The following is an 18,031-nucleotide window of genomic DNA, read 5'->3' on the forward strand; positions in this document are numbered from 1 at the left end:
CGCTAAACGTTTCACGGTTGACCCCACACAAGCGCTTAAAGTGGCGCTTCGATAGATGCTCCAACTCGTTATATCGCATATCTGCTTCTGACATTAGCTTCTATTCAGAAGCTATCTTGCTTCGCTGCGATCCTCAACTGTCACACTCACTTTATATTCGTGCAGGAAGTCTAATGAAGCCAGAGATTAGCTGCATTCGGGCTGGATCTAAGCGCAGGGTTGCCAGCAAACGCAGACATTCGAGCTTAACTTTGGGGCGTTCTGCTTGAGGGATTCTCATTTTTGCCATGAGCGCACTAGCAACAGGATTAGGCTGGCGAACGAAGTCGCGCCAGTTCAAGCGATTAAGTTGAATGACTTCGTAGTTGAACTGCAACACCAGTTTGTTGGGGAATGTGACTTCAAAGCGATCGCCCTCTGCCCGGTACGGTTCATCAAACGAAAAGACGGCAATTGGGTAAATGGGCAAGCGATATTTCTGATAGAGTCTGGCGAAGTAGTTGAACATTCGCTGCCCGAAGTTTGATTCAGCGTAAGACTGATGCTCAGTGTGAATTAGAAAACAGGAGTCTTCTCCTCGAAAGTTGGCTTGGACGAGCAGGTCAGCTTCGTGGAGATCGCCCTCCGTCACATCAGTAAATACTTCCGTATTTAGAAAGGTGAGAGAATTCGGCTCCAGATAAGCCCTAACCTCTGGTAGAAATAGGTCGATGAATTCCACAAAAAAAGTAGAGAGCAATTCTTTGAATAAGCGATCATGATCAATCATGGTGGGGCGATCGCTCCAAACCAATTCATTCCTAAACCCGATTCATCATCCTATTGCAGTTTTCGGAGCTATTGGGCAATCATGAGTCAAATTTTTTTGGCGATCGCCTCCATTTTGGGTGGCACCTCAGTTGCGGCTGGGGCTTTTGCTTCCCATGCACTGAAAGAGAAACTGAACGATCGCGCCCTAGAAATCTTTGAGACTGGGGCACGTTACCAGATGTATCATGCGCTGGCGTTGCTATTGGTGACGCTGTTGCTGCTGCGGGCTGAGACAAATCAATCTCTTTTAACCGCATCGGGGATCGCTTTCGTCGTTGGAGTCGCAATTTTTTCAGGTAGCCTTTACGCCTTGAGCCTTTCTGGAATTAAATGGTTGGGGGCAATTACACCTTTAGGAGGCGTTGCCTTTCTAATCGGTTGGGGATGTTTGGCGATCGCATCTTGGGGATTGAAATAAGCATCGCCGCTCGTCATGCCAGTTGTGGTTCTGCCATATTCAAAGGAGCGATCGCACAACTTCTCGCCATCATTGGATGAGGGACTGCACTTAGGATGCATCTCTATTCAAATGTTATGGCTACTATTTGCTACGGCTACTGATTTATGCGTTTTGCGATCGCCTCTTTTACCTTTTTCGCCCTGTTTGCTGCAATTCCTGCTTCAGCGCTAACCCTTCAGCCACATAGTTCATCTCAACCCGGCCCGACGACTACCATAGTCCAGGCAGATCAATTAGATACCTGGGAGAACGCTCAACTGAGCTATGAGATTGACCTAGAAAGCCAGGTCTATCCAGGTACAGTTTGTCCGGTTTATCCCAGCAGAATGGCCGTTAGTCCTGATAGTCAAACGCTTGCGGTCAGCAGCATTAGTCGGGAGCGTTCCTGTAGCAATGACCCCAGTAGCACCCTGACGCTGTGGAATCTGCAAACGGGAGAAAAGACAGCCACGCTGGTTCAAGGTACTGCCGATGAATGGGTTTCTCCTAATGGTGACATTCAAGAACCAGGTTCGCTGGTCAATATTCATTTAATGGGAGATGTGGTTCACGCGATCACCTTTACACCCGATGGCGAAACTGTTGCGGCAGGTATGTCCGATCGCACTGTAAAGCTATGGAATGCCAGAACGGGTGAGGCAATTCGCACGTTGAGCGGACATCAGTATGCAGTTCATGCGATCGCCATTAGCCCCGACGGTCAAACCCTTGCCAGCGGCAGTTCTGACCTGACTGTGAAATTGTGGAACCTTAACACTGGTGAAGTGCGCCGCACCCTCAGCTTGGGAATGCAACCCGGACAAGACAAAATTCAAACGGTTGCTTTTAGCCCAGATGGACAAAGCCTCGTCAGCGTTCTCCATGACAGTAACGCTCTGCAACTGTGGAATATAGATGGACAACCGATTCGCCAGTTGTCTCAAAGCAGAACCGACACGGATAACGGTCGTCGCATCCCATTTGCTTTTCACCCTAGCGGAATTCGGCTTGCCTCTGGGTTGACGCAAATCATTGCTACTGTTGACCCTGATAACACCATCAAACTGTGGAATACCCGAACTGGTGCACGAGTCGTAACTCTCACCGGACACATAGGTGGTATCCGCTCGTTAACCTTTAGCCCGGATGGAAGAACTCTAGCAAGCTGGAGCGAAGACGGCACAGTAAAACTTTGGAGTATGCGATCGCTACAACTAGAACGCACAATGCCGATCAATCAAGGACTAACTACCGCACCGCCGCCGTTTGGCGATCGCCTCCTCTTTAGCCCTGACGGTCAAACCCTCGCCGCTGATGCCCTGGTTGCATCGACTGAGAATACTCCTTCCTACGACCTCTCGCCTTACAGCGTCAGACTGTTCAACATCACAACTGGAGAGAGCCAGCAGACTTTCCCAGATCTCTATTCAGGTGTTCCCTTTCACTTCACCGCTGATGGAGAGCGATTTATTGCGGTCGCTGGCTCAACAGTTCAAGTTTGGCAGCGATAGATAACGAGCCTTCCTTGGCAAGTCGTGAATTCCGCCATTGTTGGAGAGAAACTGATCGTTAGCAATCCCCATCAGAGAGTGCTAAATTCTGGAAGGAGAACTCAGATAGAGAAACTGAGAGACAGGCAATGGCAAAATTTGTTGTATTTGATGAAGAATCTCGGCAAGCGCTAGAACGAGGCGTAAATGCCCTTGCTGACGCGGTGCGAATCACGCTTGGACCTAAAGGTCGAAACGTCGTGCTAGAGAAGAAGTATGGCGCACCCCAGATTGTCAACGACGGCATCACGATCGCCAAGGAAATTGAATTAGAAGATCCGCTAGAAAACACGGGCGCTCAACTGATTCGCGAAGTTGCCTCTAAAACTAAGGATTTGGCGGGAGATGGTACAACCACCGCCACCGTTCTGGCTCAGGCAATGATTCGGGAAGGCTTGAAGAACGTTGCAGCAGGAACAAACCCGGTTAGCTTGCGACGCGGCATCGAGAAAACGATCGCCCAGATTGTTAGAGAAATTGAAGCAATTGCTAAGCCCATTGAAGGAAATGCGATCGCCCAGGTTGCTGCCGTATCTGCGGGCAGTGATGAAGAAGTCGGCGCGATGATTTCCGAAGCAATGGATAAAGTCGGCAGAGATGGCGTAATTACCGTCGAAGAATCTAAATCTCTAGCAACCGAACTGGAAACAGTTGAAGGGATGCAGATCGATCGGGGTTACATCTCACCCTACTTCGTAACCGATAGTGAGCGGATGATCTGCGAGCTTGAAAACGCTCGGATTCTGCTCACTGACAAGAAAATCAGCACCATTCAAGACCTGGTGCCCGTCCTTGAAAAAATTGCTCGTTCTGGTCAACCCCTGCTGATCATTGCAGAAGACGTAGATGGTGAAGCTCTGGCAACGCTAGTCGTCAACCGTTTGCGTGGAGTACTGAACGCTGTCGCGATCAAAGCACCTGGTTTTGGCGAACGTCGCAAAGCCATGCTGCAAGACATTGCCGTCCTCACCGGTGGACAAATGATCTCCGAGGAAATCGGCTTGAGCCTCGACACTGCCAGCCTTGACATGTTGGGAACTGCTCGTAAGCTGACGATTACCAAAGACAGCACTACGATCGTCGCTGAAGCTGCTAATAAAGCTGATCTAGACAAGCGCATCGCTCAAATTCGCCAGGAACTGGGTCGCACTGAATCTGACTACGACAAAGAAAAGCTGCAAGAGCGGTTGGCAAAACTGTCTGGTGGCGTTGCGGTAATCAAAGTTGGAGCTGCCACAGAAACTGAACTTAAAGATCGCAAACTGCGAATCGAAGACGCGCTCAACGCAACCAAAGCAGCCGTTGAAGAAGGCATCGTTCCGGGTGGTGGCACAACCCTGATTCACCTGGCTCAGAAAGTGCAGCAGGACTTCAGGAACAGCTTGAACGTTGAAGAAAGGATCGGGGCAGACATTGTAATCAAAGCCCTGGAAGCCCCACTGCGTCAAATTGCAGACAACGCTGGAGCCGAAGGTTCCGTAATTGTTGAGAAGGTCCGTGATTTGGATTTCAACGTTGGCTACAATGCTCTGACGGGCGAATTTGAAGACCTAGTTGCAGCCGGAATCATCGACCCCGCAAAGGTGGTACGTTCTGCTCTGCAAGATGCGGGTTCCGTTGCTGGCATGGTAATCACCACTGAAGCGCTCGTCGTCGAAAAGCCAGAACCTAAATCTGCGGCTCCTGCCGATGGTGGCATGGGCGGTATGGGTGGCATGGGCGGCATGGGCGGCATGGGTGGTATGGGTGGCATGGGTGGCATGGGTATGATGTAATGCTGCGTCCTCTCAAATAAGCCAACATATATTGAGGCGTGTCTTCGCTTACAGCGGGTTTCACTTGGATAAACCACAATCTTTTGTAAGGGCGAACGGCCGTTCGCCCCTACGATGTGGCTGACTCATCTGAAAACGGCTGTAATTGGGACACGCTTCAAAATAGTAAGCTCATGTAGAAACGGCATTACAACGTTTCTCTAAAACGAGGCTACAGATGGAAGGGCACCCCGCTGAGCGGGGTGCCCTTCCATCTGTAGCCTTAGTTTTTGGAATGGTATTACATACAAACGCAATAGCGGAAGACGATGGAGACAGCGATCGCAAATCCAACTCCTACAAAGAAGACGCTGTTAATCCCTCCGATCGCAAAGGCAACTCCCATCAGCACAGGGCCTAGCGTTTGACCAATGCCAAAAAAAGTACCATTGACCGACATTACAGTCGCCAAATACTGTCGGGGCGATAGCTCTGCCAGAAGTGTTTGAATACTGGGAAAACCAATACCCAAGCCAATGCCAAAGAGAGTCGTTGGAATCAGCAGCATCAAGAGATTAGTCATAAACGGAACGAGCAGCAGCGCCAGCCCATAAAACCCGAAGGAGATTCTGATCAGGGTTTGAGGTGAAAAGCGCCTTGCTAAATTGCCGATTTGAGAAGACGTAAGGGCGATCGCCACCGAAACGCTAGAGAGCATCAGCCCAATCGTAAAAGTAGAGGTCTGAAACGATTCCTCAATCAATTGCGGCAAGTAAGTGATGTAAGCACCATAGAGCAGCACAAAATTGGCAGTGCTGGCTAGAAATAACCCAAGAATCTGACGATTCTTTAGCACGGTCAAGGCATTTCTCAAATATTCGTGTAAATTTAACCGGGCTTTGGGTTCAGGATTATGCAGCGCAAACAGAACTAGCAGCCCTACTGGAATTGCTAAAATCGGCAGCGCAAACGGATAATACCAGCCCAGGCTAGCAAGCGCCCCACCGATAATGGGATAGCTAGCTGTACCCATGCTGGTGACGCTACCGTGATAGCCCAACGCTGTGATGCGCCTGTCTCCCGAATATAAGTCGCCAATTAGGGTAATACTGAGCGACAGTAACGATGCGGCTCCAACACCCTGAAGAAAGCGGAGAAATAGCAGCAGATTAAAGTCACGGGCAAAGGCACAGGCTGTCCCCGCAATGCCAAACAGCAGCAAAGACGGAACCAAAATTTTTCGCCTGCCAAACTGATCGGCTAGAAAGCCTAAAACCGGACCTAAAACTACTGTGGGAAAGGTAAAGACGGTGACTAGCAACCCAATGTTTTGGGGTGGCACCTCCAGCGCTTCAGCTAAGCGAGGAAACGTTGGCGTGACGCTAGAGACTCCCAGGATAGCAATCAGGGCGATCGCAAAAATGATTAAAAGATTTTGATCGCCGAGCAGCCCTTTTGGAGTTTGAGGAGTGTTGTCTGGAGCATTGTTTGCGGTAGGCTGCACAATTGAACTCCCTTTTAGGTAGGTCGGACAAGGATCAGGCAGAGTGCCATGACTCACTCATCTTAGAGTAATGACCTTGGAGAGTAGCGACTTTAAAGAAGCGATCGCTTCTGCTTCGCCCTCACTCCCCCTCATCCTCCAACGGCAGCGACTTATTTTTATTAGAATTTGGGGTTTGCTTACGCTTGGGCTTCATGTTGTTCAAAGACTCAGAAGCAGCCTGGTCTAGTAGTTTCCTGAGTTCGTAGTCGGGCAAGCTGACGGATGCAGAAGCTGCACGAGGGATTTCGTCTCGTTGGGAGGCAGTAGCTCCTTTAGGCTTATCTGTCCATCCGCACTTAATGCAAATCTGTCGTCCAGATGATTTCAGTGGCGGTCCAAGCCGACTGCTGCATTTTGGGCAGGTTTCCTGATGAGAAGGAGTCAAGCTAAAAGTTTGAGTCGGTTGAGGCGGTAAGGGCTCAACAGATATCGCCTCTGCAAAAGTCGCTTCTGAATCGAAAAAATGGGTTGGAGAAGCCTCCTGAGGTGAGGGCGATCGCTCACTCAGGAGGCGATCCACTTTCCCTGCAAATCTTTCATCCTACTACTGACCGATTCTAAGGCACTAATGCGGGTAACTAGCTCCGTTAAGTCCTCAACGGTGACAAATCGGGAAGAGGTAAGCTGATCAGGTTCCTCCTCCTCCTCCAGCAGACGTTGAAGTGCCGCCAAAATCACCTCATTGTGATCTTGACCCAATCGACTAGCACGCCGCTTGATTGCTTTTGCCAAACTCATGGGTAGCTGTATCTTGATGGCTACCTTCTGCTCAGAAATATTTTTGGGTGTGGATTGGTCAGAAGAACCCAGATTATTAGTCATGGAATTTGCAACACAGTCTTGGATTGACGACACATTCTTCTACCATAATGCAATCGTTTCAGATTAGATGATTGAGAAAAAGAGCGGGAATTGCCTCGTTTGCCTGCTCAAAAGCTGCAATACAATCGCTCAATCTGCAACACATCAAACTATTAATTAGCAATTTATCTAATCAAAGAAAAGTGCAAGTATTGCAGACAAATTAACTGAATGAGTTAGTAATATAGCCATTCAAACAACCATTGATTTTTTCATATTAGTTGACCCCAAAGCATAGATTAATCCACGATTTAGTTAAGCCGATTGTTACAAAAGACGAGACATCTAAAGAGCTTACAGTAAAAATCTTCTAAGTAAAAGCAAATTAAAAGCCTCTTTCCACAGGAGCAAAGAATCTTCTAAGCCTTGATAAGGCTGAATCGATGTTGATCAACCAGAGTTTTTCCTCATGCAAATTGTGCAACCAAGCTCCGTTAAGCAATGTAAATTTATGCTGGAAATTGCTTAACTATCTAAACAAGTGTGCAACCTTGCATTGCCTAATTCATTAATTCAAGCATCCGGATAGATTAGGAATTTCCCGAAAAGGTCATTAATCTTGTGCATTGATTTCTAACTTGTCTGAACGACTAGTTCGTTGTAAAAACCATTAACCGTCTTGAAGAATAAACAAAGTGTCAAATTTTTTAACTCGTGAAAATGGCGTCAATGAATGTTTCAACCCTTGACAAAAAGAATACGAAAAAGAGACAAACATTTCTTTGAAAATACAGACATTAGCAAATCTAACTGTTAATAATAAATAGTCACTCCAACTTGAGCAGCATTTGAGAAGGATGCATCACATACATGAAACTTTTTTGCAGCAGTTTCATGAAATGTTTCCAGGATGGGTTGATTGGGGTGCTGGCTATCGCGATCGCACTAGCAAATTGAGCTTTACGCACAGATTGAGATTAGTTCTCAACGTGTCATTTCAGCAATAACAATGATCGCTCACGAAGTTGGAAAACAGAAGATAAATAGTTACCTCAGCTGCAGCCCTTAAAGAAACAGGGTAGAAAGGTTTATTCAAGCGCCTCATTGCTTAGAGCATAGGCTCAACAATATTCGGTTCAGAAGCTGCAGAACCTTCTAATCCAACAATCTCCAACCTCAAGTAGAAATACACAAACAGGCACACAATCATGGCAATCAACACAGAGAAACTAGGGTACATCCTGCAAAATTTTGTATCCACTACGTCTGATGTTCAAGGGGCAGCAATTGTTACTCCTGATGGGCTACCTTTGGCTTCTAATTTGCCTGGTGGAATGGATGAAGAGCGAGTCTCGGCAATGTCTGCTGCAATGCTGTCTTTAGGCGAACGTATCGGTCAAGAATTAGCGAGGGGTGCAATTGATCGTCTGTATGTAGAGGGCAATGAAGGCATCAGCATTTTAACAAGTTGCGGGCAGGATGCAGTCTTCTTGGTACTAGCAGGAAAAGCTGCAAAACAGGGTGTATTGATGCTGGAAATCAAGCGTGCCCTTTCTGATCTCAAACATACTTTGTTCTAAAGGGTAAGGATATTAGAGAACTGAAAAGAACTGACTGATGTAGCTAGAAGCCTGGTTTGGCACACCTTTAGAAATTTAGGCAGGAACACAACAATGGCGATCAATACAGAAAGACTTGGGCTAATTCTTCAAAATTTTGTCTCTGCGACTTCTGATGTTCAGGGAGCAGCACTAGTCACACCCGATGGTTTACCTTTAGTCGCCAATTTGCCTGGTGCAATGGATGAGGAGCGAGTTTCGGCGATGTCTGCCGCGATGCTGTCTTTAGGCGAACGCATCGGTAAAGAACTGGCGCGAGGCACGATTGACCGACTTTACGTGGAAGGCGATGAAGGATTTAGCATTTTGACAAGCTGTGGGCAAGATGCCGTCTTTTTGGTGCTAGCAGGAAAGACGGCAAAACAGGGTGTGCTAATGCTGGAAATCAAACGCGCCGTTTCTGATTTAAGAAGTACATTATTCAACGTGGGTCAACCTCGACCCGAATCTTCGATTGGCATGATGTCTCGCGCTCGATCAGCTAGAGCTTAGACAATTCTTAGGAAAGAAATTACCGCATAACTGGCGATGCTTGGGTAAGGGCGAACGCCGTTCGCCCCTACAGAGGTAACTTTCTCAAAGTTGCAAGACTGGAATCTTTTTGTGGAGCAATACCATGAGACTCATGCGTTTAGTCGTAACGGGAACTGCGGGAGCGGGCAAGTCCACTTTTGTTCGCACGGTGAGCGACATTGAGGCGATCGACACCGATCGCGCTGCAACCGATGAAACAGCCCAAATCAAACAGAAAACAACAGTCGCCTTTGACTTTGGTCGGCTCTCGTTTGGACCCAGATTAGAAATTCACATTTATGGCACTCCGGGGCAATCACGCTTTAACTTCATGTGGGATATTTTGATTCAACGCGCCAATGCTTATGTGCTGCTGGTTGCGGCTCACCGGATTGATGAATTGGTAAAAGCACGTCAAATCATTGCGTTTATGAATGAACGGGTGCAGATCCCAATGGTGATTGGGCTGACCCATCGAGATTGTCCGGGGGCACGATCGCCAGAGGAAATTGCGATGCGGCTAGGCTACACCGATTTGAGCAACCTGCCGACAATCGTAACCGTTAACCCCAATGAGAAAAATTCGGTTTTAGAAACGCTCAACGTCATGTTGATGTCCTACCTGATGTCACAGCTTGCGCCGGATTTGAACACTGTTCCAACTCGGCAAAATTTTGGACAGGAGGAGTATCGACCCAAAGTTCAAATTGTGCGGTGATGGGAATGAAAACCTTGCGTTTGGTGGTGACAGGAACGGTGGGAGCGGGCAAATCCACCTTTGTGCAAACGGTGAGTGAGCTTGGCAGTGTAGAAACAGATGAAATTGCAACAGACGAAATCGCTGCGCTGAAGAAAACAACGACGGTAGCATTTGACTTTAATCGAATTCAGCTTAATTCTCAGGTCGCTTTGCACATCTACGGTACGCCAGGACAGGTGCGATTTGACTTTATGTGGGAGCTTTTGATTCAACGGGCAGAAGCTTACATCTTGCTGGTCGCAGCCCACCGTCGAGAAGACTTTCAGCCAACTCGTGAAATTATTGCATTTATGCAAAAACGGGTTGAGGTTCCGATGGTGATAGGACTGACACATACAGACTGTGCTGGGGCGTTAAGTTCGGAGGAGATACTCACAGGGTTGGGCTATGGTCGAAGCGATCGCCCGCCCGTGGTGGTCGTTAATCCACACCATCGGGCTTCAGTGTTTGCTGCACTGGCGACTTCGGCGGTGCTGTTGACTCCTCACTGGGCGGGGGAACAGTACGTCGGTTAGTGAAAATAAGTCAACAGGGTACGTAGAACGATGATGGGCGATGAGACACGAGCCTCAGCAAAGGCTGAACAGGAGTATGAACTGCATCATCACGACCCAAGAACAGGAACCTGGGGCGATCGCCATGAGATTCGCACATGTCTGCATACCCTCGGAGTAGAATCTGCCTCGCTGCATCAGCTTCCAACGGAGATTACCCACTTTACCGGGCGATCAGTTGAGTTAGAGCAGGCGATCGCGATTCTTCAAGCACAGGGTGAAGGCGATCCCACTCTGTTGACCGTATCCGGAACAGCGGGCGTAGGTAAGTCAGCCTTTGCAATTCATGTTGCTCATTGCATCAAGCACGACCTGTCAGAGATTCAGTTTTATGCAAATTTGCGTGGTACAGAAAATCAACCGCTAGAGCCGCAAGAGGTTTTAAGCAGTTTTTTACAAGCCTTGGGCGTGGGCTACCCGATGGCATCAGCAAGTCTGGCAGAGCAGCAGAGCATTTATCAACTGATGCTGTCTGGAAGACGGGTTTTGATGGTGCTGGATAACGCCCGTGATGCAGCCCAGGTGCAACCCTTGTTGCCCGATAGCCCAACCTGTACAGCAATTGTCACGAGTCGTCAGCGATTGGAACTGCCCGGAACCACGCTAGAGCTAGAACCTTTGCCCCCAGCGGAAGCACTCGAACTGCTGCAAAAAGTAGGGCATGTATCACCAGAACTAACCGCTGCCGAGCAGCTTGTTACGCTTTGCGGTCGGTTGCCTCTGGCACTCAAGATTACTGGTGGCACACTGTGCAACCAAGCTCAGCCACCTGAAAACTATGCAGATCGGCTAGCCGATGAACGCCAGAAACTAGAACAGCTACAGTCTAGCTACTTAGATGTTCGGGCTAGTTTTGCGGTCAGCTATGCCCAACAAGAAAAGGCGATCGCGCGTCTGCTGCGGCTGATTGGGCTGTTGGTGCGCCCCAACCTAACCGCCGCAATTGTGGCCGCGTTGCTGAAATGCGACCTGGAAGCCGCAAACAAAATTCTATCTGCGCTGGTGAGATCAGGGTTGCTGGAGCCTGCCGAGCCGGGCTGCTTTCGGCTGCATGATCTGATTCGCCTATTTGCTAAAGAACAACTTGCCAGAGGCGAATCGGCTGAAATGCGGCGAATCGTTCGCTTAAGAGCAAGCTACTGGTACTGCGAGACAGCTGGATTGCTGGCGTTGGCATTTGACTTGACAGACGAATCCCTTGTCCCGCTGGAGAAGCAAGCATTTAGCCAGGGAGATGATGAGTTACTTAGAACGGTATTGAGTTGGTTTGACCGGGAGAAGCTCAACCTGTTGGCAGCGTTAGAGTGGGCTAACCAAACGCAGGCATGGGAAACTGTGGTGAAATTGGTGCAGAGCTTGACGCGCTGGTTTGAGCTGCGACATGACTGGAAAAACTGGGAGCAAACCCATCGACTGGCGCTAGAGGCAAGCCGCAAGCTGAGCGATCGCCCTGCAGAAGCTCAAATCCTCAACAGTCTAGGCAATGCTTACTTTCGCCAAGACCATCGCAAAAAAGCCAGAGAACATTACGAAAAAAGCCTCAGCCTGCTTAGAGAATTGGGCGATCGCTATCAAGAATCTCAAACGCTGACCAATCTTGGACTCCTTTATAAACGAGAAGGCGATGACGAAAAAGCGATCGCCCTCTGGCAAACCGCCCTCAAAGGGTTTCCTACAAATTCGGCTGCTGCCCGTCAATTAGAGTTTTGGTTGCAGTCGTCTCAGAAAATTGCTCTCGATGAGATGCAGCCAGATATGGAAGTGGGCGATCGTTCCCCTCGTCTTGCAATCCAACAGATTATTGCTGGATGTGCGATAGGAGCGATCGCCCTGCTCGTAGTTCTCGTTCTCCTGATCAGAGGAATTTGACGTAAGGAAGTAACCACCAATTCCAAAAATTAGGGTTACAGATGGAAGGGCACCCCGCTTCGCGGGGTGCCCTTCCATCTGTAACCTCTTTTTAGAGAAACGTTATAACTGCCGATCAAGCAGTACTAGCTAATTCTCAATAGCTCCACGTCAAAGATCAGCGTGGCATTGGGGGGAATCACACCACCCGCACCACGAGCACCGTATCCCAACTCAGGCGGAATGATCAGTTGACGGCGGCCGCCTACTTTCATCGTGCTGATGCCTTCATCCCAGCCGCGAATCACTCGACCCGCGCCCAAAGGAAAGGAAAAGGGTTGGTTGCGATCGCGAGAGCTATCAAACTTAGTGCCGTTCTGCAGCGTTCCAGTGTAGTGAACGACTACTGTTTGTCCTGCTTGCGGGGTGGCACCTGTGCCTTCTTCGATATCGATATACTGCAAGCCAGATGGGGTAGTGATAATATTCTCAGCGTTTTCAGGCATAGGTTCAGTAGCATCAGGGGTTAACAGATCAGAAGCTTGCGCGATTTCGGGTGCTTGCGCAATTGCTTGGGCAAAGATTTGGGCAGGGCTTTGAGCAGGAGTTGCCGGAGCTTCTAGGGTGGGGGGCTGAGACTCAGCAGCGATCGCCTCCTTTGTCCCAGTAAATTGAGCCACCACCAGAAACACAAAACAAACCGCCATGACTCCCAAGCTGATCAAAATTTCCCGCACAATTCAGTCCTCCTGTGTTCGACAGTGGATTCATGACAATCAGTCAAATTTCGGCAATCACCGAATTGAATCCGCTTCCCAGTTTAATACTTCAGGTCAGCTAGAAGCCTAGCTGAAGCTAGCGCCAAAGTTTATTTTCCAGATCGCGCACCTGCCGCTCCAGGCGATCGAGCCGCCCACGCAGCTCATCCATCTCGTTTTGGCGCGGCACTCCCAAATCTTGCAAAACGTGTCGCAACTGACGATGCATCTGCGACTCAAAATTGCTTTGCTCAGATTTAAGCTGTTGCAACAGGTCGTTGACAAAGCTGTTAGCCTGCTCAGGGTCTAGCTTACCGTCTTTGACCCACTGGTCGCTCACTTCTCGCAGCTTTTCCGTAACTAGAGAAGTTGTGCCAATGCCGATCATCAATATCTGCTTAAGAAAGTTGTTATTATCCATGCCGTGTTCCTATGTCTGTGCTAAGGGAGGCTAGGTCAAGCAAAGGAAATGACTAAAATCTGACTGATTCCAGCCTACAGTAGACTGCTTCACAAACAGAACAAGGCTGAAAGATTAGATTTGCACCTTTGCTGAAGGCCTGACTCGTGATATCTCTTGCAAGGGATCTGAGTCTATTGTGGCAAATTTAGCACTGAAGCCGCTCTCCAAATGGGCCGGGTTATCCGTACATTGTTTCATTTTGGGATGAATTTGTGCGTCATACAAATTCTCCCTAAGTTAGCAACGCCGTTAGGTTTATGGTTTCTGTTGAGGTTGAAAAGATGGTAATTGAATGGCTCAAGTTCAATGTCACGCCAGAACTGCGGGAGCAGTTCGTGCAAAAGGATGAGGAAATCTGGACGGCTGCCCTTTCGACTTACCCTGGCTTTCTCGGCAAAGAGGTGTGGATCAGTCCAGACAACTTAGCAGAGGTGATTATTATTGTGCGCTGGTCTAGCTTTGAGGAATGGCAATCCATTTCCCCAGAGGAACTTGAACAGATCGAAGCCCGTTTCAACGCCGCCATCGGAGAAGATACCCATGAAATTGTGGAATCCGCAGGTTACCAAGTGCGTAAATTTCAGCGGTCGTGATTGTTTACTGCTGAGGAAAAAACTCAGGTGATCTTTAAGCAAGCAGGTACCGTATAGCCAGCAATGCTCTAGTAGGGGTGAACAATCGTTTGCCCCTACAGGGGTAAAGCTTCTCACGTTTAGCCGTCGTTGAGCGATCGCCTCAATATTTGAATAGAGGCTGCATATTGATTGGGTGTTCCTTGAATCTCTGTAATTAGTAGCGAACCTTGCCAATCTCTGCCTTCCTCATCCTGATAGCTCCAGCGGGAAAGCCCTCTTTCGGATGCCTCAATCTGCCTCCAGCCTGCCTGCTGAAGCTGGCTGGCATAGTGGTTGATTAACGCTTCAGCATCTAAATCAGTTTCAATCACAGCATCTGCACTCGCATCCCCGTTGCCACTGCTGCTGCCACTACCTTGGACTACAGCATTAGTGGGAGGGAGCAAAGCGGGCAAAGGTGCCTCTACTATACCTAAAGAGCAGTTAAACCCAGATGAAGGCTCAGACTCAAATCCGCCGGCAATCAATGAAAGCTGTACCGTTGTTGCAGACGAATCAGGTGAAGGTTGGGCTGAAACATTCAGCAGAGCGGCTTGAGAGGTAGAGCAAAACTGACGAGGCAGTTCTCTAGATGCTAAATCGTTAATATGAGCTTCACTGAGTCGAACAATAAAACCTTTCGGGGATGCGTGAGGTTCTTGCAATTGCCATCCAGTATCGAGCAACTGTTGCTGAAAGAAAGAGTAGACTTCTTCTGATGACTGAGCAGTTCGCAACATAATCTCTGTGAAGCCATAGCTCCGCACAATTGAGCCAATAATTTGTGCTTCTTCGGGCAGCGGAAAGTCGGCAGGTAGCGGGTCAGGAAGCTGTCCCACCAGAATTTGAACGTTTTCTTCCCCCTCAGATGCATATCTTAGTCTCAGCATTTCTCTCAGCAGGGCTGCTTCGTTTTCTGGAGTCAGTTGAGCTGAAGCTGTCCCTAGTGGCAAAGTAAGGCTGATTGAGATGAGTGCTGGCAGAAGACGGAAGGAAACCATAGATACCTCTTGAATCTCAACTGCGCGATCGCCCTTTTCCTGCTGCTACATTGGCACTTTAAGTTGTGATACTCCTCACCCACCTGAGTGAACCAGTTGGAGGATGACAATTTGGGGAATGAGCAACTATCCTCAGGCGAGATTAGTCATACCAATTTGATTTGAAAAGGATGCAGATGCCCGCAGGGGCGAATGGCCATTCGCCCTTACAAGGAGTTGATATGTCGTGAAATCTATTTAAATCGGTATCAGATTCTTTAGAGAAGCGCTTCAAAAATCCTCAGTTTCAGTCGATAAAGAAGTAGCGCGATCGCAACAGCTTCAACAACATCAACAACGCCTCTGGTGGTGCTATGCAAGCAATAGACAGAATATGGCAAGCTCTGCCGATTAACGCTGTCTTAGCTCGAATCAAAACCTTTACGTCCGTTTCGGAATCCGCTGACTACACCGCTTGGCGACAAAAGTTCTTTCGCGATCGCCTGTTTCTAGCAACCTGGGCAGGGCTGCTGTGGACTCTAGTTCAACTGCCCCTATCATCCATTTATTTTTACCTCTACAACCCAAGCCTTGCCGATACAGTCTTGCTCTGCAACGCTGCCGCATTGATTTGTGTCGTAGTTAATTTGCTCTTACAAAGAACTCGAATAAAGTACGCCAATCCAGATCTCCTACTTTTGGGATTGTATGGGTCTTTAATTGGATTTGCTCTGATTGAGCGTGCTATCCTTAGCCAAAACTTACCGGATGGGCAGTTTCATCTAGATGTGTCGCTGTTCACGCTGGTATTTCTGACGCTGGTTGCTCTAATTCCAGTGCGGTGGAAGCTTCATGCACTCGCTCAACTAGGGGCACTGGGGTTTCATTTTGGGCTAAAAGCGGCTCTGGATTTAGACTTAGATCTACCCCTAATTCAACAGGGCTGGGCGGTTTTGTTTCAGCTGTGGATCTGCTTCATCTGCAACTTGGGAGTTTATTTATATGAGCATTTGAAGCGGGCTGAAGTAGAGTCACGGCGGCAGCTTCAATCTTTCGTTCAAACTGTCTCTGAAGATTTGCGAACCCCAGTACTGGGCAGCTTGAAGGACTTAAGAGATCTGCTGGATCAGTCAAAGGAGCAGGTGTCCGTTTCACGCTTACGGCTGGAAGTCATGTTAGCAAGTAGCGATCGCCAACTTGATCTGGTGAACTCACTTCTAGACAAAGCTAGAAGCTCAAATCGTTTAATCCAAGCCCAGCGAAATCGCATTCCTGTAAATGGACTACTGACTGGATTGATTAACGTTGGGCTAAAGCGAGTCAAAAAAGCCAGCAAAGCGCTTGGCTTAAAGGAACTTGCACCCAGTACCGCCATTCAAACAAATACCTCCGCAATCGATTACGAGGTCTGGCGCTATCAATTTCTAATTGAGCGGTTGCGTCTCGTTTGGTGGATTGCTTTTGGTTGCACCGCAACATTGTTTGTTCCAGACGTGTTTGCCGCTCAGAATGGTTCAGACAGAGGCTACTGGCTATACACCTATGCTGCAATTTTGCTGTATTTGGCGGCGTGGTCTATTCTCTATCGGAGTCAATTCGGTCGCGCTCGTCCAGCGTTATTGTTTGTTAGCTTTGCTTGCTCCATTCCTCTCATTTCACAACTCTTTGTGGCGATCGCCGGATGGGTAGGGCCAGACATGGGGGTTTGGACAATTATGTTTTTGATGATGGCGACGTTGATTCCCGTAGGGTGGCGACTCCATGTTGCTTCACAAATTGGTGTACTCATAGGTTACTCATGCCTCAATCTGGCATTTGGTCTAAACTTCCACCTGAACCCGCTGCACTGGATTGAAATAGGCTGGTATCTGTTCTGGATTTATGGCATTTGTGATATCACCGTTTATACCTACGAACGCCTCCAGCAAAATGAGTTTGACTCACGCCGCCAGTTGAGAATTTTCCTTCACTCGGTTGCTCATGATCTCAAAACACCAGTGCTGGGAGCGTCACTGGTGCTGCAAAATTTACTCAACCGACCGGGCGAAACACTACAGGTTCCTCGGTATGTGATAGAGCGAATGGTGCAAGGGGGCGATCGCCAGCTTCACTTAATTAACTCCTTATTAGAAGCGCACATCAGTCCTACTCAAGGTGTCACTTGCCAATTTGAACCTACCTCCCTTAGAGCTTTTACCCAAGCTGTAATTGCCGATGTAGAACCCCTGCTCAACCGCAACCAGGCAGTTTTGGCGAATTTTATTCCGGCTGATTTGCCGCCCGTTCACGCTGACCCACTTCAACTGTGGAGAGTGTTTGAAAACCTGGTGACGAATGCGCTGAAATATAACCCACCTGGAATAAAGCTGACGCTAAAGGCGATCGTTGAAGCGGGAATGGTGCGCTGTAGCGTGCAGGATAATGGCGTTGGTATCAGTCCAGACCTGTGTAAACAGATTTTTGATCTGTATAGCCGAGGTTCTCATGTGAGGCGATCGCCTGGACTAGGCTTGGGACTGTACCTCTGCCAGCAAATCATCACCGCTCACGGTGGCAAAATTGGCGTAATTAGCAGTCCTGGTGCTGGCTCAACCTTCTGGTTTACGCTCCCACTAGCTCAGTCTCAACCTATCAAAAACCCCATCCATAAACTAGTGCGCTGAAACTTTTCAACAGGTCAATCCCCCTTCGCAGTAGGGAGCAGGGTAGTTAAAAAATGTCTCTAAAGCTTAAACTAGCCGATGTAAAACCTACTACAGTAACACCCTCTTCTCACTCCCCTCTCCGTGAGTTGAGTATTAAATATGTCAACTTCCCGGACTGTTCTAGTCATTACCGACGTACTCGACGGTAGCCACGATTACGAGCATCAGCTACAGCAAGATAAAATTTTGCGGCGTTGCTGAAACCGTAATGGTTAAGTAGGTAGAGGAATAGCTCGATACTTCAAATAGTGAAGCAGCAAACGGAGTGAACATTTCAACATCTCAAGGGATTTGGAGTAGCACAAGGTTTTACGGTG

Annotated in this window: 16 protein-coding genes and 3 pseudogenes; 10 read left to right on the plus strand and 9 right to left on the minus strand. The window is 48.5% G+C overall.

Annotation, left to right across the window (positions count from 1 at the left end):
• Window positions 1–172 precede the first annotated feature (172 nt).
• Window positions 173–769 (minus strand): annotated as a pseudogene (locus tag H6F88_RS25040) (Rpn family recombination-promoting nuclease/putative transposase); the annotation flags it as partial.
• A gap of 81 nt (window positions 770–850) precedes the next feature.
• On the opposite strand from H6F88_RS25040, the gene H6F88_RS25045 reads away from it, so the two are divergent.
• The 3 genes from H6F88_RS25045 (at window position 851) to groL (ending at window position 4,574) form a co-directional block, all read left to right on the plus strand.
• Window positions 851–1,228 (plus strand): DUF423 domain-containing protein, encoded by a 378-nt coding sequence (locus H6F88_RS25045; RefSeq protein WP_190645551.1) that lies wholly within the window; start codon window positions 851–853, stop codon window positions 1,226–1,228.
• Window positions 1,229–1,374: 146 nt separating this feature from the next.
• Window positions 1,375–2,760, plus strand: coding sequence for a WD40 repeat domain-containing protein (locus H6F88_RS25050; protein ID WP_190645537.1), 1,386 nt, complete (start codon window positions 1,375–1,377; stop codon window positions 2,758–2,760).
• A 128-nt stretch (window positions 2,761–2,888) separates the two neighbouring features.
• Window positions 2,889–4,574, plus strand: coding sequence for a chaperonin GroEL (gene groL / locus H6F88_RS25055; RefSeq protein ID WP_190645538.1), 1,686 nt, complete (start codon window positions 2,889–2,891; stop codon window positions 4,572–4,574).
• 280 nt (window positions 4,575–4,854) lie between these two features.
• On the opposite strand, the gene H6F88_RS25060 is transcribed toward groL, so the two are convergent.
• The 4 genes from H6F88_RS25060 to H6F88_RS25075 all read right to left on the minus strand — a co-directional run bounded on the left by H6F88_RS25060 (window position 4,855) and on the right by H6F88_RS25075 (window position 7,868).
• The gene (locus H6F88_RS25060; protein WP_190645539.1) at window positions 4,855–6,057 is read right to left on the minus strand and encodes an MFS transporter; all 1,203 of its coding nucleotides are present in this window, start codon (window positions 6,055–6,057) and stop codon (window positions 4,855–4,857) included.
• A gap of 121 nt (window positions 6,058–6,178) precedes the next feature.
• Window positions 6,179–6,619, minus strand: a complete 441-nt coding sequence (locus H6F88_RS25065; RefSeq protein WP_190645540.1) for a hypothetical protein — start codon at window positions 6,617–6,619, stop codon at window positions 6,179–6,181.
• Window positions 6,604–6,921 carry a hypothetical protein gene (locus H6F88_RS25070; RefSeq protein WP_190645541.1) on the minus strand — a complete coding sequence of 106 codons (318 nt, stop codon included), beginning with the start codon at window positions 6,919–6,921 and terminating at the stop codon, window positions 6,604–6,606. The genes H6F88_RS25065 and H6F88_RS25070 overlap by 16 nt, the downstream gene beginning before the upstream one ends.
• An 806-nt stretch (window positions 6,922–7,727) precedes the next feature.
• Complete coding sequence (locus tag H6F88_RS25075; RefSeq protein ID WP_190645542.1) at window positions 7,728–7,868, minus strand: hypothetical protein; 141 nt, start codon at window positions 7,866–7,868, stop codon at window positions 7,728–7,730.
• A gap of 240 nt (window positions 7,869–8,108) precedes the next feature.
• Here H6F88_RS25075 and H6F88_RS25080 point away from each other — a divergent pair, with 240 nt between their 5' ends.
• The 5 genes and pseudogenes from H6F88_RS25080 to H6F88_RS25100 all read left to right on the plus strand — a co-directional run bounded on the left by H6F88_RS25080 (window position 8,109) and on the right by H6F88_RS25100 (window position 12,215).
• Window positions 8,109–8,480, plus strand: a complete 372-nt coding sequence (locus H6F88_RS25080) for a roadblock/LC7 domain-containing protein (RefSeq protein ID WP_190645543.1) — start codon at window positions 8,109–8,111, stop codon at window positions 8,478–8,480.
• 93 nt (window positions 8,481–8,573) lie between these two features.
• Window positions 8,574–8,930 (plus strand): annotated as a pseudogene (locus H6F88_RS25085) (roadblock/LC7 domain-containing protein); the annotation flags it as partial.
• 205 nt (window positions 8,931–9,135) lie between these two features.
• Window positions 9,136–9,750: an ATP/GTP-binding protein gene (locus H6F88_RS25090; RefSeq protein WP_190645545.1), complete on the plus strand. Its 615-nt coding sequence runs from the start codon at window positions 9,136–9,138 to the stop codon at window positions 9,748–9,750.
• A gap of 5 nt (window positions 9,751–9,755) precedes the next feature.
• Window positions 9,756–10,307 carry an ATP/GTP-binding protein gene (locus H6F88_RS25095; RefSeq protein ID WP_190645546.1) on the plus strand — a complete coding sequence of 184 codons (552 nt, stop codon included), beginning with the start codon at window positions 9,756–9,758 and terminating at the stop codon, window positions 10,305–10,307.
• A 30-nt stretch (window positions 10,308–10,337) separates the two neighbouring features.
• On the plus strand, window positions 10,338–12,215 hold the full coding sequence (locus H6F88_RS25100; protein ID WP_190645547.1) for a tetratricopeptide repeat protein: 1,878 nt from the start codon (window positions 10,338–10,340) through the stop codon (window positions 12,213–12,215).
• 125 nt (window positions 12,216–12,340) lie between these two features.
• Here H6F88_RS25100 and H6F88_RS25105 read toward each other — a convergent pair whose 3' ends face one another.
• Window positions 12,341–12,931, minus strand: a complete 591-nt coding sequence (locus H6F88_RS25105; protein WP_190645548.1) for an FKBP-type peptidyl-prolyl cis-trans isomerase — start codon at window positions 12,929–12,931, stop codon at window positions 12,341–12,343.
• A 118-nt stretch (window positions 12,932–13,049) separates the two neighbouring features.
• Entirely contained in the window at window positions 13,050–13,373 is a 324-nt protein-coding gene (locus tag H6F88_RS25110; protein WP_190645549.1) for a phasin family protein, read from the minus strand.
• A gap of 323 nt (window positions 13,374–13,696) precedes the next feature.
• On the opposite strand from H6F88_RS25110, the gene H6F88_RS25115 reads away from it, so the two are divergent.
• Window positions 13,697–14,008, plus strand: a complete 312-nt coding sequence (locus H6F88_RS25115; protein ID WP_190645552.1) for a TIGR03792 family protein — start codon at window positions 13,697–13,699, stop codon at window positions 14,006–14,008.
• Between the two features lie 119 nt (window positions 14,009–14,127).
• Here the strand turns inward: H6F88_RS25115 and H6F88_RS25120 are convergent, their stop codons facing one another.
• A complete protein-coding gene (locus tag H6F88_RS25120; RefSeq protein WP_190645550.1) occupies window positions 14,128–15,030 on the minus strand; it encodes a hypothetical protein in 903 nt (300 codons plus the stop codon).
• Between the two features lie 353 nt (window positions 15,031–15,383).
• Between H6F88_RS25120 and H6F88_RS25125 the strand changes: the two genes are divergently transcribed.
• On the plus strand, window positions 15,384–17,672 hold the full coding sequence (locus tag H6F88_RS25125; RefSeq protein WP_199333788.1) for an ATP-binding protein: 2,289 nt from the start codon (window positions 15,384–15,386) through the stop codon (window positions 17,670–17,672).
• A gap of 254 nt (window positions 17,673–17,926) precedes the next feature.
• On the opposite strand, the pseudogene H6F88_RS25130 reads toward H6F88_RS25125, so the two are convergent.
• Window positions 17,927–18,031 (minus strand): annotated as a pseudogene (locus H6F88_RS25130) (IS1 family transposase); the annotation flags it as partial.

The sequence above is a fragment of the Oculatella sp. FACHB-28 genome (genome assembly GCF_014696015.1).
Lineage (GTDB): Bacteria > Cyanobacteriota > Cyanobacteriia > Elainellales > Elainellaceae > JAAUTN01.